Raw genomic sequence first — 15,928 nt, 5'->3', positions numbered from 1 at the left:
CGCTTTCGGCGTCACTGTTCCAACGCAAAGCGAGACCGTGATGTTCCCTTGGTCAGGTGAGGGCTGGCGTGGCGTACCGCACAGGCGTGAGCCTGTCCAGCGAAACCAGCCGGTAGGTGGTGATCGTCTCGGCGCAACCCGTGCCACACGGCGCTTGGCACGCCGATGGCTTGACCACAACCTGGAACCGGACGTCTCCGCAGCGCACGATGGCTTCGGTGACGTCGCCGTCCGACCTTGAGGATTCCACGGCCACCGCGCCGACGGAGCGCTCTCCCGTATGGGCTCGGGCGAAGTGCTCCACGGCTTGCAATGGCTCAGGGATGCCTGCGCGTCCCCGGAGACGGTCGAGAATGACCTCGCCCGACCGGTACGCGTCTGCCGCTGCGATCGCAGCAGCCTGAGACATGCTGCCGTAGAAAATTCCGTGTGGCAAGCACACAAGGTTGGCGGCGTAGCGATCGCCGCCAACGTGTGACGTTTCCCACACTCTGTCCGGCAGAAAATCCGCCAGGGACCGAGCGAGGGGCAATCCAATGCGGGCGCAGCACGCGTTGCGCTTGGCGTGCGTGCACACCAGAAATACCGGCTCGTCTTCAAGTATGCAGGACTCGGGGACCACTCCGGCCACCAGCGCGTCCAGGTCAAGATCGTCAGGACCTGCGACGACACCGCTGGCCAGCCAGGGCGCGTCTCCGACCCCGTACGCCACTAGCACACGGATGTCCCGGTTCCGTGGGCGGGTACGGCGTCCGGGACGGCGGATCAGCTGCGGCCTGATACCGCGTTCGAGGGCTCTGGTGACGAGTTTGGCGATGTTCTCAGGAAGTTCTGAGCTTTCCAGGCGGGCCGGCCACGGGCCCTCGTGCTCGACGAGCAGCCACAGCCGGGCCCCCACCGTCGCACTGGCCAGGGTGGGTATGCCACCGGTGTGGCACCCCTCCGCGTGTTCACAGCCCTTCGCCACACCGTCCCCCTTCCGCGAATTAGGTAAGACTAACCTAACGGGATGGCGAGGTGTCAGGCGATCGCCGATTCCGCCGCTCCGGCCGCCGCCTGCCGGTCCTCCGGCACCAGCCCGAGCCGGGTCCGCCGGTCGAGCAGGTCCGCGGCGTCGAGCGCGCCCTCGTGCCGCGCCGACCACAGCAGGTCGCCCACGCTCAGCCCGAGCCCGACCGGCTCCGGGTGATCGCGCACGAGCGGCCACACCGCCGCGGCCTCGGCCCCGTAGCGCTCGGTCAGCCGCCGCCACGTGCCCGCCGCCCCCTCCGGCACCGACGACGGCCGCCGCGCCGGCCCGGCGCCCACCAGGGGGAGCGAGGCCGTGCGGCAGCGGCCGGCGCGCAGCCCCGCCAGCTCCGCGGCGCGGTCCACCGCGTCCTCGGCCATCCGCCGGTACGTCGTCAGCTTGCCGCCGACCACCGTGACCACGCCGTCGCCCGCGAGCACCGCGTGCCGCCGCGACAGGTCGGCCGTCCGCCCGTCGGCCGCCAGGAGCGGCCTCAGGCCCGCGTACGCGCCCGCCACCGCCTCCCGTGTCACCTCAGTCCCGACAACCCCGTTCAGCACCTCCAGGAGCGTCCTGACGTCCTCCTCGGGCGCCTCGGGCACGTCGGGCACCGGCCCGTCCACCGCCACGTCCGTCAGCCCCACGTGCACCCGGCCGTCGGGCTGCGGCAGCACCAGCGCGAACCGGTTGCGCTCGCCCGGGATCGGCACGTGCATCCCGGCGTACATGCCCGGCAGCGTGCCCGGCCGCAGCACCAGGTGCGTCCCGCGCGAGGGCCGCAGCCGCACCGACGGGTCCAGGCCGCCCGCCCACACGCCCGTCGCGTTGATCACCACCCGGGCCCGGATCGCGAACTCGCGCCCGGTGAGCTCGTCGCGCACCCGCGCGCCCGTGCCGGTCAGCTCCAGCGCCCGGCACCGGGTCAGCACCCGCGCGCCCTGCCCGGCCGCCGTCCTGGCGACGGCCACGACCAGCCGGGCGTCGTCCAGCAGCCGCCCGTCCCACGACAGCAGCCCGCCGCGCAGGCCCTCGCCGTCCAGCGCCGGGACCAGCCGCCGCGTGCGCTCCGCCGTCAGCCGCGACGGGCCGGGCAGCAGCCGCCGCGGCGTGCGGGCCGCCGCGCGCAGCCCGTCGCCCAGCCGGTAGCCGGCCATCACCAGCGCCTGCTGCCGCCGCGACACCTCCCGCGTCAGCGGCAGCACGTACGGATGCGCCCGGACCAGGTGCGGGGCCGTGCGCCTGAGCAGGAAGCCGCGCTCGACCGCGCTCTCGTACGCCACCCCGACCTGGCCCTTGGCGAGATAGCGCAGGCCGCCGTGGATCATCTTGGAGCTCCATCTGGACGTGCCGAACGCCAGGTCGTGGGCGTCGATCGCCGCTACGCTGAGCCCCCGGGACGCCGCGTCCAGCGCCGCCCCCGCGCCCGTCGCGCCCAGCCCCACGACGAGCACGTCCACCCGCTCCTCCGCCACGAGCTCCAGCTCGCGGCTCCTCCTGCCGGCGTTCAGCGAGGTGTCCGGCGAGGTGTCCCGCTTAGCCAACGTAACCCTCCAGCAGTGTGCGCAGTTCGTCGTCCAGCTCGTCGAGCGTCACCGGGTCCAGCATCGTCGGCGCCGACAGCAGCCACGCCTGCGCCACCAGCAGCACCGCCCGCGCCTTGCGGGCGTCGCCCAGCGCGGGCTCCAGCGCGGCCAGCGCCGCCTCGTGGCTGGCGCCCCGCCGGTGCAGCAGATAGGGGAGCAGCAGCTCCGGGTCCGCCTCGACGATCTTGCGCCACAGCGGGTGCTCGCGCAGCCGCCGCACCCCGGTCACCACGGCCGTCACCGGGTCCGACAGGTCGAGCCCGGCGATCGCCGCCACCCACTCGCGCGTCATCAGGTCCGCGACCAGCGAGCGCACGTCCGGCCAGTGGCGGTAGATCGTCATCCGCGACACCCCGGCCCGGCGCGCCACGTCGGTCAGCGTCGTGCGCCGCACCCCGTAGGCCAGCACGCAGTCCCGGGCCGCGTCCAGGACGCCCTCATTGTGACGAATCGACGGCATGTGTCACAGTGTATGCGTGCCAACCGAACCCATGCTCTGGTCAGGGTGGGGCGACCCCGCCAAGGCCCGCGACCTGCCCGAGGAGATCACCCGGCTGCTGGGCGACCTGCTCGGCGTGCGCGCCCCGGCCGAGCCCGCCGCCACCCTGGAGTCCGTACGCCTGCCGCCCGTCTCGCTCGCCCCCCGGCTGCTCGCGGCGCTGGCCGGCCTGGTGGGCGCCGCGAACGTCGACACCTCCCGCGAGGCCCGCGTCCGGCACACGCGCGGCAAGTCCACCCCGGACCTGCTGCGCCTGCGCGCCGGCGACGGCGCGGACGCCCCCGACGCGGTCGTGCGGCCGGGCGGCCACGACGAGGTGACGGAGGTGCTGCGGCTCTGCTCGGCCGAGCGCGTCGCGGTCGTCCCGTTCGGCGGCGGCACCTCGGTCGTCGGCGGCCTGGCGTCCCCGGGCCCCGGGTTCGCCGGCGTGATCAGCCTGGACCTGGGCCGGATGGACCGGCTCACCGGCGTCGACGCCGAGTCGATGATCGCCACGTTCGAGCCGGGCGTGCGCGCGCCCGAGGCCGAGCGGCTGCTGGCCGCGCACGGGCTCACGCTGGGCCACTTCCCGCAGTCCTACGAGTACGCGACGCTCGGCGGGTTCGCGGCGGCGCGCTCCAGCGGCCAGGCGTCGGCGGGCTACGGCCGCTTCGACGACATGGTCGCCGGGCTCACCCTCGCCACCCCGGCGGGCACGCTGGAGCTGGGCCGCGCCCCCAAGTCGGGCGCCGGGCCCGATCTGCGCCAGCTCGTCCTCGGCTCGGAGGGCGCGTTCGGCGTCATCACCTCGCTGCGCCTGCGCGTGCGCCGCCTGCCCGCCGCCCGCGGCTTCGAGGGCTGGCGGCTGCCGGACTTCGCCACCGGCGCCGCCGCCCTGCGCGCGCTCGCCCAGGGCGGCGCGCTCCCGGCGGTCCTGCGGCTGTCGGACGAGACCGAGACGATGATCGGCCTGGCCCGCCCCGACGCCATCGGCGGCGGCGACACCGGCTGCCTGCTGATCGCCGGCCACGAGACGCCCGACGGCGGCTCCGCCGCGCTCGCCGAGGCCCGCCGCGCCGAGGTCGCCGCCGTGCTGGCCGGCCTCGGCGGCGTGCCGCTGGGGGAGGAGCCCGGCGAGTCGTGGGCGCGCGGCCGCTTCGAGGCGCCGTACCTGCGCGACTCGCTGCTCGCCGCCGGGGCCACCGTCGAGACGCTGGAGACGGCCGGCTTCTGGTCCGGCCTGCCCCGGCTGTACGACGCGGTCCGGCTCGCGCTGCTCGGCGCGCTCGGCACGCCGCTGGTCATGTGCCACATCTCCCACGTGTACGAGACCGGCGCGTCGCTCTACTTCACCGTCGTCATCGCCCAGGACGGCGACCCGGTGGCGCAGTGGGAGCGGGCCAAGCGGGCGGCGAACGAGGCCATCGTGACGGCCGGCGGGACGATCTCCCACCACCACGGCGTGGGCCGCGACCACCGTGACGCGCACGCCGCCGAGGTGGGCCCGCTCGGCTCGGCGATCCTGCGCGCGGTGAAGGCCCAGGTGGACCCGGCGGGCGTGCTCAACCCCGGGGCGCTGATCGCCTAGGCGGGCGGCGTGTGGCCGTCGGCCTCCGACAGGGCCGCGGCGGCGTCGCCGTAACGCTGGAGCGACTCGTACACCTCGGCCAGGCACGCCAGTGACAGCACCAGCGCGGGGCCGCCCGCCTGGCGGGCCAGCTCGACCGACTCCGCGGCCAGCGGCAGCGCGTCGGCCGGGCGGCGGTGGCCGAGGTGCAGGCGGGCGGCCGTGCGCAGCGCGCGGGCCAGCAGCGGCGTGTGGGCGGGGTTCTCGGCCACGAGGGCGCGGCTCAGCGCGACGGCCCGGTCGGCGCTGCGCAGCCCGCCCCCGCCCCACCTGCGCCGAGTCGTCGCGTAGGCGAGCAGGCCCTCGACGGCCTCGACCCCCGTGGTGCCCCGCCGGAGCGCGTCATCGGAACCGTTCCGGGCCATGGGAGCCCTCCTTGGCGACGACAACCGCTTGCTTGGGGCGATTGAGGTTACACCATGGCGCACCTTCTGTGGCGGGTACGGCACGCTCCGTTTCAGGATGCGCTTCCCGGGCGGCACGGCGAAGATGTGGTCATGGTGGAAATCGCGGCAGAACGGGGGAAGCAGGCGTCCTCCCGGGTGTCCGAAGAGGGCGCCGGCTGGGCCTGCCAGGAGATCGGCACGTACGCCGGACTGCGGCCCGACCGGCAGGGCTTCAGCTGGCTCGACTTACGCACGCTGTGGAGGTCAAGGAACGAGATCCTCGCCGGCCTGTTCGGCGACCCGTCCGGCGAGGTGCGCCGCCGGTGGGTCGCGGCGCAGCGCGAACGCGGCGCCGGCGACAGGTTCGCGATCACGCCGGGACTGGGCGACAGCTTCAGCTTCCTGCTGCTGGGCGACACCGGCGAGGGCGACGCCTCCCAGTACGCGGTCGTCCCCGGGATGCTCAACATCGGCGCCGGCACCGCCTTCGCGGTGATCGCCAGCGACGTCGTCTACCCCGCCGGGTCCGGCAACGAGTACCGCGACAAGTTCTTCCGCCCCTACAAGGACTACGACGCGCCGATCTACGCCATCCCCGGCAACCACGACTGGTACGACGGGCTCGGCGGCTTCATGCGGGTCTTCTGCGACGCGCCCCCGCTCAAGCCCAGACCCGACCGGGGGCTGCGCGGGCTGCTGTGGCGCAAGCCCGAGACCGTCGACGAGAGCGCCCTGGCCGAGGCCCGCGCCCTGCGCGGCAAGCCCACCCAGCAGGCCACCCAGCCCGGCCCGTACTGGGTCATCGAGAGCCCGTCGCTGCTCGTCGTCGGCGTCGACACCGGCATCAGGGGCGCGATCGACGCCGAGCAGGCCGGCTGGCTGCGCCGCGTCTCCCTCGACCCACGCCCCAAGATCCTCGTCACCGGCAAGCCGATCTACACGCGCAACGACTACAAGCCCTCGCCCCTGGAGGGCGGCGGGACGATCGACGACATCGTCCGCGACCCGGCCCACCGCTACGTGGCGGCCATCGGCGGCGACGTGCACAACTACCAGCGCTACCCGGTCAAGGTCGGCGACCGCGTCATCCAGTACATCGTCTCCGGCGGCAGCGGCGCCTTCATGCACGCCACCCACACCATCCGGCGGGTCGACGCCGGCGGCGTGCACGAGGACGACTTCCGCTGCTACCCGCTGCGCGGCGACTCGCTGTCGTTCTACAGCCAGCTCTACGCCAGGCGGCTGCGGATGAAGTGGATCTACCTGACGCCGGACGAGGCCGCCTGCATCATGTCCGAGCAGATCAAGAACACCCCCGTGCGCCCGCTCGGCCAGGTCACGGTGACGCGGCGGATGCGGTGGGCGGCGCGGCTGCTCGGCTCCTGGCCGTGGCCGTTCCGGCTGCCGGTGGGCCAGGTCTTCCACCGCTACCTGTCGGAGTTCTCCGACTGGGACACCCCGCCGTTCTTCAAGCAGTTCCTGCACCTCTCGGTCACCCCGGACCGGGTGACCATCCGCTGCTTCGCCGCCACCGGATGCCGCAAGCAGGAGGAGGACCCGCCGCTTGAGGACGAGGTGAGCATCGCTTTGTCGTAGCCGCCTGGCACCCTGGGGGGCGTGTACGCGGTGGTGGCGGGAGAGACGGTCCTGCGGATCGGCGAGGCGCCCCTGCCGGGCCCGCCGGCCCGGGCCGTGCGCGAGCTGGAGCAAGAGCGGCCGCGCTGGGTGTGGGCCGACACGCGCGAGTCCTACCCGCCGCTGCTCACGGCCGGGGTGCGGGTCTCGCGCTGCCACGACCTCGCCCTCACCGAGGGCCTGCTGCTCGCGCACGAGGGCCGCTACGGCGAGCCCCGGTCGGCCAGGGCCGCCCACGCCAGGCTGCGCGGGCTGCCCGTGCCCGACGAGCAGCCGAGCGTGCCCGGCACCCTGTTCGAGCCCGAGCCGCTGCCCGCCGAGGCGGTCGCCGAGGTGCTCGGCGACCAGCTCCGCCGGATCGAGGCGCTGCCCGACCCCGGGCGGTTCCGGCTGCTGGTGGCCGCCGAGTCCGCGGGGGCGCTGATCGCCGCCGAGATGGGCCACGACGGCATGCCGTGGCGGCGCGACGTGCACGACGCCCTGCTCACCGAGCTGCTCGGGCCGCGCCCGGTCCACGGCATGCGCCCGGCCCGGCTGCAGGCGCTGGCCGACGAGGTGGCGGCGGCGTTCGGCCACCCGGTCAACCCCGACTCGGTGCAGCAGCTCGTCAAGGCGTTCAAGGGCGCGGGCGTGGCGCTCAAGACGACCCGCTCGTGGGAGCTCAAGAAGGTCGACCACCCGGCCGTCGCGCCGCTGCTGGCCTACAAGGAGCTGGCCCGGCTGTTCAGCTTCCACGGCTGGGCGTGGGCCGACCAGTGGGTGCGCGGTGGGCGCTTCCGGCCCGAGTACGTGGTGGGCGGCGTCGTGTCGGGCCGCTGGGCGACCAGCGGGGGCGGCGCCCTGCAGATCCCCAAGGTGATGCGGCGCGTGGTGATGGCCGACGACGGCTGGACCCTCGTCGTCGCCGACGCCGCCCAGCTGGAGCCCCGGGTGCTGGCCGCGATGGCCGGGGACGCCGGGCTGGCCAGGGCCGCCGGGGAGATCGACCTCTACGCGGCCCTCGCCCAGGCGTTCGGCGGCGAGCGCGACCACGCCAAGATCGCGATGCTGTCGGCCATGTACGGCGGCACCAGCGGCGACGCCGCCAAGCTGCTGGCCGTGATGCGCCAGCGCTTCCCCCGGGCCTACCAGTTCGTCGAGGACGCGGCCAAGGCGGGCGAGGACGGGCGGGTGGTGCGGTCCTGGCTCGGGCGCACCAGCCCGCCGCCGTCCGGCCGCTGGCGGGAGCTGGTGTCCGGGCCCGAGGGCGGCCGGGCGGCCCGCGACCGGGGCCGCTTCACCCGCAACTTCGTCGTGCAGGCCACGGCCGCCGAGTGGGCGCTGGCCCTCATGGCGGTGCTGCGCGGGATGCTGCCCGACCCGGCCAGGCTGGTGTTCTTCCAGCACGACGAGGTCATGGTGCACTGCCCGCTCGACCGGGCCGGCGAGGTCATGGCCGCGGTGTCGGCCGCCGCGGCGGAGGCGAGCAGGCTGCTGTTCGGGCCGACCCCGGTCCGCTTCCCGATGGAGACCGTGGCGGTGAGCTGCTACGCCGACGCGAAGTAGCCGGTCCTAGGCGGGCGCCGCGTCTTCGGCGCGCCGCCGGACGACCACCAGCCAGAGCCCGGCCGCGGTCACCATCACTCCGACCACGAGCCCGAGCACCCCGTACGACAGGCCGCCGACGATCGCCCCGGCGATGATCGTGCCGGTGGCGCCGCACACGTTCATGAGCAGGTCCGACAGGCCCTGCACGGCGGGCCGCGCCTCCAGCGCGACCGACTCGCTGACCAGCGCCGACCCCGCCACCAGCCCGCACGACCAGCCCAGCCCGAGCAGGAACAGCGCCAGCGTCACCTGCCACACCCGGTGCCCGGCCGTGCCCGCCAGCGCCGCCGAGGCCAGCAGCAGCCCCATGCCGAGCATCAGCACCGGCACCCGGCCCGCCTTGTCGGCCAGCCAGCCGACCACCGGCGACATCATGTACATGCCGGCGATGTGCAGGCTGATCACGATGCCGATCACGTCCAGGGACGAGCCGTCGTGGTGCAGCTTCACCGGCGTCATCGACATGATCGAGACCATCGCCGTGTGGCTGACCGCGATCATCACCAGCGCGTTGCGGGCCATCGGCGTCGTGCGCAGCGTGCGCCAGGCGGTGCGGACGGTCCGCTTGCCGCCCCGGCCCGCCGACTGCGTGCCGTCGAGCTCGCGGGCCAGCCTGAGCGGGTCGGGGCGCAGGCCCGCCAAAATGATCACCAGCGCGACCGCGAACGCCAGCGCCGCGAACGCGAACGGCCCGGCCTTCTCCACCAGCCCCAGGCTCTCCATGCCGATCCGGTCGGCGGGCTCGGCCAGGTTCGGGCCCGCCACCGAGCCGAACGTGGCCGCCCAGACGACCAGCGACAGATGCCTGGCCGCGTGGCCGGGCGGCGACAGGTCCGTGGCCGAGTAGCGGGCCGCCAGGTTCCCGGCGCTGCCGCCGCCCACCAGCACCAGGCCGGCCAGCAGCAGCGGCCAGTTGCCGATGCTGATGGCCGCCACCGAGATCACGCAGCCGAGCAGCGCCGCCAGGTAGGCCAGCGCCAGCCCGGCCCGGCGTCCGCTGCGGCCCGCGGCCTTGGCGGTGGGCAGCGCCAGCAGCGCCGCGCCGAGCACGGTGGCGGTCCCGGCGAAGCCGCTGATCACCGTCGAGCCCGACAGGTCGTCGACGACCACCGAGCTGAGGGCCAGCCCGACGGCGACGCCCACCCCGCCCACGATCTGCGCCGCCGACAGCACGACGAGGATGCGGCGCTGGATGCCACGGATCCGGCCAGGGGGCGAAATTTCAGCATTCGGGGGGGCGCTGGTCACCCGTGAAGTCTCGCATAACCCCAGAGATGGCCCCAAACAGGACAGTCGGCCGTCCCGATGCGCTCAGAGCACCGTCACCCGGTCGCCCTGGCGGATCGTGCCCGTGCCGTCGGGGATGAGGTTGAGCCCGAACCAGGTCTTGCCGTCCCACCGGCGGTGCCGGGCCAGCGTGCGGATCGGCTCCTTGCCCTTGGTCCACGTGTCGGGGTCGACCGTCGTCAGCACGCACCGGTCGCACAGCTTGACGCCCCTGAACTCCACCTCGCCGATCCGGACCCGCTTCCACGCGTCCTCGGCGAACGGCTCGGACCCGGAGACCACCACGCTCGGCCGGAACCGGCGCATCGACAGCGGCCGCGGCTCCGGCTCGCCCAGCTCGGCGGCCGTGGCCGCCACCCAGGTGTTGAGCTGCTCCAGCGACGCCGTCGTGGTCAGCAGCAGCGGGTAGGCGTCGGCCAGGCTCACCCGGTCCTCCGCGCGGCCGTAGGCGGGGTCCACCGGACGCCGGGTCGGGTCGTCCAGCCAGGCCAGCCGCGCCGGCCGGCCGATCAGCGCCGCCAGCCAGGCCGCCGCGTCGTCGCCGCAGTCGGTCACCTCCACCGGCGTCCCCCACACGCTGACCATGACCCGCGCCGCCGTGGGCGTGACCCGCAACGGGGCGGCGCCCGGCGCCGTCAGCGTGATCGTGCCGCCGTCCGGCCGCGCCACGCACGACAGCATCACCGGGAACTCGCGCGCCGTCAGCGGCTCGCCGGCCTCGTCCACGACCAGGTAGCGCCGGTCACCGGCCAGCCCCCACGGCTCCACCTCGGCACTGCGCAGCTCGTGACCGGTGGTGGACTTGACCGGATAGAAGTAGATGTTCGCCAGCTCCATGCCGCGACCGTAACAGGGGGCGATCAGGTGGTCTCGCGGAAGGTGTCCAGGAAGACCTTGCGGGTGTCCGCCTCGTCGTCCCAGCGCAGCTCGGGCATCGTGAACGCGATCGTGTACGCGGTCCGCTCGTTGATCGTGACGTGCCTGGTCAGGGCGTGCATGGGGACGCCGTTGCCGGTCGTGTAGGTGTACTCCCAGTCGGCCGCCTTCCAGCCGCGGTACTTCACCGCCTGGAGCTGGACCTGGATGTAGGCGTCGACGCCGCCGTCGGCCTCGCGCCGGGTCAGCTCCGACAGGCCGCCGTCGGCCTGCGGCGTCGCCTGCTCCACCTCGATCGTCAGGCCCGAGTCCTTCGGGCCGGTGAACGTGGCCTCGTCGCCCGACGACGTCAGCTTCCAGCTGTCCGGCAGCGCCACCGTGAAGCCGGGCGGCGTGTGCTCCCGGTAGCCGTCGGGGACCGGCGAGGGGGCGGCGTCGGCGGCGCTCGCCGACGGGGACGCGCTCACCGCCGGCTCCGTCGTGCCGCCGGTGGAGAGCAGCACCAGCGCCGCCACGACGGCGACCACGGCGGCCACGGCCGTGAGGAGCAGCAGCGGCGTCGGCCTGCCGCCGCGCACCCAGGCGTTGCCCGAGTCGTCCGGCCTGCGCCTGCTCCTGGTCTGGCGGTGCGCCACGCCCGGCAGCGTGGCCAGGCGGCTGTGCGGCATCTCGCGCGACAGGTCCCTGGACTGGTCGCGCAGGTCGTCGGGGGAGGCCAGCGGCCACGGCGCGGACCTGCCGGCGGTCCGGCTGTCGCTGGTCAGCGGCAGGATCGGCGGCGCGGACGGCTCGTCGTCGTCCACGTTCGGGTAGCCGCCCAGCGGCGGGTTCGACGGGCCGTCGAGCAGGCCGCGCGCCACGAACGGCGCCTCCTGCGGCCCGGGCGTCTCCTCCGGCATCCGCTGCGGCCCGGACGTGTCGTGCAGGCCGGACCTGTCGGGGATGCGGTGCGAGCCCGACGCAGGGTCGGGCAGCGGGTACGAACCGGACGAGGGGTCGGGCAGCGGGTACGAGCCCGACGAGGCTTCCGGGACGCGGTGCGGTCCGGAGCGGCTGCCGAACGCGTCGAAGCCGTCCGCCGCCGGCGGCTGCCTGAGCTGGTCGGTCGGGTGCCCGCCGGCCGGGCCCGCCACCGCGTACCCGCCGGACGAGCCGCCCAGCGGATCGTACGGGACCCGTACCGGACCCGACGGGGTCTCCACGATCCGCGACGGCAGCGGCCCGGACGGCGGCCCCGGCAGTGGCCCGGACGGCGGCTCGCCCGCGTCGAAGTCCGCGCCGAAGTCCGGGTCGGGCGGCAGCGGCGGGGGCGGCGGCACGTCCGGCACGCGCGGGCGGGCCGAGCCGTGCGCGCGCAGCACCCGCTCCAGCTGCTCCACCACCTGGTCGGAGGTCAGCCGCTCGGCCGGGTTCTTGCGCAACAGCCCGTCGATGACCGGCCGCAGCGCGCCCGCCCGCTGCGGCGGGTTCGGCTCCTGCGTGAGGACCGTGCCGAGGACCGCGATCGCGTCCGGCCCCTCGTACGGCGGCCGCCCCTCGACCGCCGCGTACAGCGTCGCCCCGAACGACCACAGGTCGGCCGCCTGGGTCAGCGGCTGGCCCGACAGCCGCTCCGGCGGGATGTAGGCGGGCGAGCCCATGAGCAGGCCGGTCTGCGTGATCGTCACGTCGCCCTCGATCGCGGCGATGCCGAAGTCCGTCAGCACCACCCGGTCGGCGGTGAGCAGCACGTTGCCCGGCTTGATGTCACGGTGCAGGATCCCGGCCGAGTGCGCGTGCCGCAGCGCGTCGAGCACCCGGATGCCGATCTCGGCCGCCTGGACCACCGGCAGCGGGCCGCCCTGCCGCACCGCCTGCTCCAGCGACCAGGCGCGGACCAGCTCCATGACGATCCACGGGCGGCCGTCCTCCTCGACGACGTCGTGCACGGTGATGATGCCGGGGTGCGTGAGCCGGGCCGCCGAGCGCGCCTCGCGCAGCATCCGCCGGTGCGCCACCTGCTTGCCCGCGTGGTCCAGGCCGAACGGCAGGATGAGCTCCTTGACCGCCACGTCCCGGGCGAGCAGGACGTCGTGGGCGTGCCACACCATGCCCATGCCGCCCCGGCCCACCGGCGACATCAGGCGGTATCGGCGGCCGATCAGGCGGCCCTGGCTCTGTGAGGCGCCGCCCTCGGCGCCGGGGCCGCTGAGTACGCGGTCGGCTGCCATGTCACGCCCCCATCTGTTACCTGCGTCGCGGCATACGTTCCAGATTAATGAGATTCGCCACGATATAGGCAGGCCATTCCGGGTGTGAAGCCAAACCTTCCTTACAGAAGCCCTGACCTGCCGATACGTCAGCCTGCAAGGGCCGCGAGCGCGCTGGTGAACGCCTCTGCGGGCGGGCTCACCAGCCCCGCCCCCACCTGCCCGGTGCCCGCGACACGCCCGGCGATGCCCGTGTTGACCACGGGCAGCAGCCCGGTCCTGGCGACCAGCGCCACGTCGATCCCCACCGGCGTCCCCCGGAAGCCCAGCGACGGGATCTGGTAGGCCGGATGCTCCGCCAGCGTGATCTCGTACATGGACCGGGTCGCCGCCACCGCGTCCGCCACCTCGCCGCCCACGAACCGCACGATCGCCGGGGCCGCCGCCATCGCGAACCCGCCCAGGCCCGACGTCTCCGTGATCGTGGAATCGCCGATGTCCGGGTTCGCGTCGCCCGGCCCGTACGCGCCCAGGAACAGCCCGTCCGGCACCCCCGCCGGGCCGGTGAACCAGCGCGACCCCAGCCCCGACACCTGCACGCCGAAGTCCGTGCCGTTGCGCGCCATCGCCACCACCAGCGACGAGCCCGGCACGTCCCGCGCCGCGTCGGTGCTCACCTTGGCCGCCGCCATCGCCGCGTTCAGGAAGAAATGGTCGTTGCCCGCGATGAACCGCAGCACGTCCGACGCGTTCGCCGGAGCCGCGTCGACCACCGCCGGAGCCAGCTCCCGCAGCAGCAGCGAGGTGGCCGCCCGGTTGCGGTTGTGCAGCTCGTCGCCCATCTGCAGTGCCTGGGCGATCATCGCCCGCAGGTCGATCGGGCCCGCCAGCTCCACCGCCGCCGACAGCACCGGGCCCAGCACCGTGTCCATCCAGCGCAGCCGCTCCAGCACCTCCGGCCCGTACGCGCCGTACCGCAGCACCTTGCCCAGGCCCTCGTTGAGCGAGCAGTACGCGACACCGCCGTGCTCGTCGTCCCGCACCTCGAACAGCCACATCGACGGGCTGACCACCCCCGCCATCGGCCCCACCGCGCCGTGCCCGTGACACGGCTCCAGCAGGACGTCACCCGAGGCCAGCGCCTGCTCGGCGGCCCGCTCGTCCGGCGCGTACCGCTCCAGCAGCATCGCGCCGATCAGCGCCCCGCGCAGCGGCCCCGACGCCCGCCGCCACGTGATCGGCGGGCCCGCGTGCAGGAACATGCCCCTGGGCAGCCGCAGCAGCTCCGACGCCCGCCGCACCCCCGCCAGGTACGGGCGGGCACCGGTCATCCGGCGCACCGCCAGCTCGTTGGCCGCCCGCCTGCGCGGATCCGCCAGCACCCGCGCCAGCGCCTCGGCCGTCCCCGCCATCGGCGGCCGCCACGCCACGGTCACGGTGTCGGCGGCCTGCTCCCGCAACGCCTCCGCCAGCGGTTCGGCCCCCACGGTGATCACTCTCGGCGGCCCGTCCAGCACCATCACGACACCTCCGTAACCGACCCCGGCCAAGCCCCTCCAGACGCGGACCCGGAGCCAGGACCGGACCCAGGGCCGTGAGCGGCGGCCCCGGGCACCCCGGGACCGGGACCGGAGTCGAGGCGAGTGGCCCCGGGAGCTCCGAGGGCCGGAGCGGCGGCCCCGAGGACATCGGGACCCGACCCGGGACCCGACCCGGGGCCGGGAGCGGCGGCCCCGCGAGCCCCGGGAGCCCCGGGACCGGGACCAGGACCGGGAGCGGGACCGGGAGCGGAGGCGGGGGCGTGAGCGGGACCGGAACCGGGGGCGGGGGATGGGGGGTGGCTGGCGGTGGTGGCGGCGAAGCGGGCGGCGCGGGCGTTGGAGGCGAAGACGGCGGCCCCGGCGGCCCGGAGGGTCTCGGCCTGTCGCCGGAGCCCCTGGGGGTCGCCCTCGGTGCCGACCAGCGCGACCACGACCGTGGCCCGGGACGCCGCGATCGCCGGGGCCAGCGCGGCTGCCGGGTCGGGGTCGGCCCCGTGCCCGAGCACCACGTCCATCAGCACCACCGCGTCCGGCGGCACCTTCCGCAACGCCTCCAGCCGCAGCGTCGGGTCGATCATCGGATGCGCACGCGCCCGCGTGTAAGCGTCGTCCCCGTAGTCGGTGAACTCCCCCCGGCCCGCGACCGCCGCCGCCTCCGCGCACAACGTGCCCCCGGCGTACAAGCCGACCAGCGCCCGCCCGCCCCCGGCCCCGCCACCGGTCCTGCCACCGGTCCCGCCATCGGCCCCGCTACCGGTCCCGTCCCCGCCGGACGCCGCGACGTCGCCAGGGGCCGTCCACGACGGCCAGTCGGGCACCGGCACGCCCAGCGCCCGCAGGGCCTCCTCGGCCGCCGACGTCAGGTCGGCGTCCCCGCCGAGCACGGCCGTCACGACCGGCGTGCGCAGCGCCCCCGCCACCTCCCGTACGGCCGCCGCCACCTCGGGCGACGGCGGCTTGGAGATCAGCACGATCAGCTCGGTCGCCGGGTCGTCGTCCAGCATGCGCAGCGCCCGCACGGTGGACCGGCCGCCGATCTCCACCGACAGGTCCCGCCCGCCGACCCCCAGCACATGGCTGACCCCCACCCCGGCCAGGTCGAGCAGGCACGTCACCTGCTGCGCCCCGGTGCCCGACGCGGCGACCACGCCCACCGGGCCGGGCCGCAGCACGTTCGCGAAGCCCAGCCCGACCCCGCCGATCACGGCGGTGCCGCAGTCGGGGCCCATGACCAGGACCCCGCGCTCGTCCGCCCGCTCCTTGAGCAGCCGCTCCTGCTCGACGGGCACCCCGTCACTGAAGATCATCACCGGCAGCCCGGCCTCCACGGCGTCCAGCGCCTCGGCGAACGCGTGCTCGCCCGGCACCGACACCAGCACCAGGTCGGCGGGCGACCTGGCGGCCGACCGGGTGGTGCGCGGCGGCTGCTCCGCCTCCCGGCCCGGCGGGGCCCGCTCGGTGAGCCGCCGGTCCAGCTCCTCGGCGGCCCCGGCCACGTCGTCGCCCCGCAGCGCCACCAGCAGGTCGCCCGGGTCCGCCGCGGGCACGTCGAAGCCCAGGTCGCGGGCCAGGCCGAGGTTCAGCTGCGTGGCCATCGCCACCACCGCCACCTCTGCCCCCGGCAGGCCCGTACCGGCCCGCATGAGCGTCACCGAGTCGTGGTAGACGCCCCGGCGCACGAACACCGCATCACCCATGCCGACCCCCAGGACCGGGAACCCCGTACGGAA

12 protein-coding genes are annotated in these 15,928 nt (G+C 75.0%); 3 read left to right on the top strand and 9 right to left on the bottom strand.

Going from position 1 to position 15,928, the window contains the following annotated elements; genetic code table 11:
• Nucleotides 1-52: 52 nt before the first annotated feature.
• The 3 genes from ACWDXC_RS10300 to ACWDXC_RS10290 are packed head-to-tail and all read right to left on the bottom strand — an operon-like array spanning nt 53 to nt 3,052.
• Nucleotides 53-967: a sucrase ferredoxin gene (locus ACWDXC_RS10300; protein WP_449980280.1), complete on the bottom strand. Its 915-nt coding sequence runs from the start codon at nt 965-967 to the stop codon at nt 53-55.
• Between the two features lie 53 nt (nt 968-1,020).
• A complete protein-coding gene (locus ACWDXC_RS10295) occupies nt 1,021-2,550 on the bottom strand; it encodes a glycerol-3-phosphate dehydrogenase/oxidase (RefSeq protein ID WP_449980277.1) in 1,530 nt (509 codons plus the stop codon).
• Nucleotides 2,543-3,052, bottom strand: a complete 510-nt coding sequence (locus ACWDXC_RS10290) for a TetR/AcrR family transcriptional regulator (RefSeq protein WP_449980274.1) — start codon at nt 3,050-3,052, stop codon at nt 2,543-2,545. The genes ACWDXC_RS10295 and ACWDXC_RS10290 overlap by 8 nt, the downstream gene beginning before the upstream one ends.
• Before the next feature lie 31 nt (nt 3,053-3,083).
• Between ACWDXC_RS10290 and ACWDXC_RS10285 the strand changes: the two genes are divergently transcribed.
• On the top strand, nt 3,084-4,658 hold the full coding sequence (locus tag ACWDXC_RS10285) for an FAD-binding oxidoreductase (RefSeq protein WP_449981009.1): 1,575 nt from the start codon (nt 3,084-3,086) through the stop codon (nt 4,656-4,658).
• Here the strand turns inward: ACWDXC_RS10285 and ACWDXC_RS10280 are convergent.
• Complete coding sequence (locus ACWDXC_RS10280) at nt 4,655-5,062, bottom strand: hypothetical protein (RefSeq protein ID WP_357589518.1); 408 nt, start codon at nt 5,060-5,062, stop codon at nt 4,655-4,657. The genes ACWDXC_RS10285 and ACWDXC_RS10280 overlap by 4 nt on opposite strands.
• A gap of 132 nt (nt 5,063-5,194) precedes the next feature.
• Between ACWDXC_RS10280 and ACWDXC_RS10275 the strand changes: the two genes are divergently transcribed.
• Nucleotides 5,195-6,679: a metallophosphoesterase family protein gene (locus tag ACWDXC_RS10275; protein WP_449980270.1), complete on the top strand. Its 1,485-nt coding sequence runs from the start codon at nt 5,195-5,197 to the stop codon at nt 6,677-6,679.
• Nucleotides 6,680-6,700: 21 nt separating this feature from the next.
• Complete coding sequence (locus ACWDXC_RS10270; protein ID WP_449980268.1) at nt 6,701-8,263, top strand: bifunctional 3'-5' exonuclease/DNA polymerase; 1,563 nt, start codon at nt 6,701-6,703, stop codon at nt 8,261-8,263.
• Nucleotides 8,264-8,269: 6 nt separating this feature from the next.
• Here ACWDXC_RS10270 and ACWDXC_RS10265 read toward each other — a convergent pair whose 3' ends face one another.
• The 5 genes from ACWDXC_RS10265 to ACWDXC_RS10245 all read right to left on the bottom strand — a co-directional run bounded on the left by ACWDXC_RS10265 (nt 8,270) and on the right by ACWDXC_RS10245 (nt 15,895).
• Nucleotides 8,270-9,553 carry an MFS transporter gene (locus tag ACWDXC_RS10265; protein WP_449980266.1) on the bottom strand — a complete coding sequence of 428 codons (1,284 nt, stop codon included), beginning with the start codon at nt 9,551-9,553 and terminating at the stop codon, nt 8,270-8,272.
• 63 nt (nt 9,554-9,616) lie between these two features.
• The gene (locus tag ACWDXC_RS10260; RefSeq protein ID WP_449980264.1) at nt 9,617-10,429 is read right to left on the bottom strand and encodes an MOSC domain-containing protein; all 813 of its coding nucleotides are present in this window, start codon (nt 10,427-10,429) and stop codon (nt 9,617-9,619) included.
• A gap of 23 nt (nt 10,430-10,452) precedes the next feature.
• Nucleotides 10,453-12,678, bottom strand: coding sequence for a protein kinase domain-containing protein (locus ACWDXC_RS10255; RefSeq protein ID WP_449980262.1), 2,226 nt, complete (start codon nt 12,676-12,678; stop codon nt 10,453-10,455).
• A gap of 128 nt (nt 12,679-12,806) precedes the next feature.
• Nucleotides 12,807-14,177 carry a DUF1116 domain-containing protein gene (locus ACWDXC_RS10250; RefSeq protein WP_449981007.1) on the bottom strand — a complete coding sequence of 457 codons (1,371 nt, stop codon included), beginning with the start codon at nt 14,175-14,177 and terminating at the stop codon, nt 12,807-12,809.
• Nucleotides 14,177-15,895 carry an FdrA family protein gene (locus ACWDXC_RS10245; protein ID WP_449980259.1) on the bottom strand — a complete coding sequence of 573 codons (1,719 nt, stop codon included), beginning with the start codon at nt 15,893-15,895 and terminating at the stop codon, nt 14,177-14,179. Before ACWDXC_RS10245 ends, ACWDXC_RS10250 begins: the two co-directional genes overlap by 1 nt.
• Nucleotides 15,896-15,928 lie beyond the last annotated feature (33 nt).

This window comes from Nonomuraea sp. NPDC003214, assembly GCF_053590035.1.
Note: the sequence above shows the minus strand (reverse complement) of the source record. Positions and strands in the feature narration are given on the sequence as shown.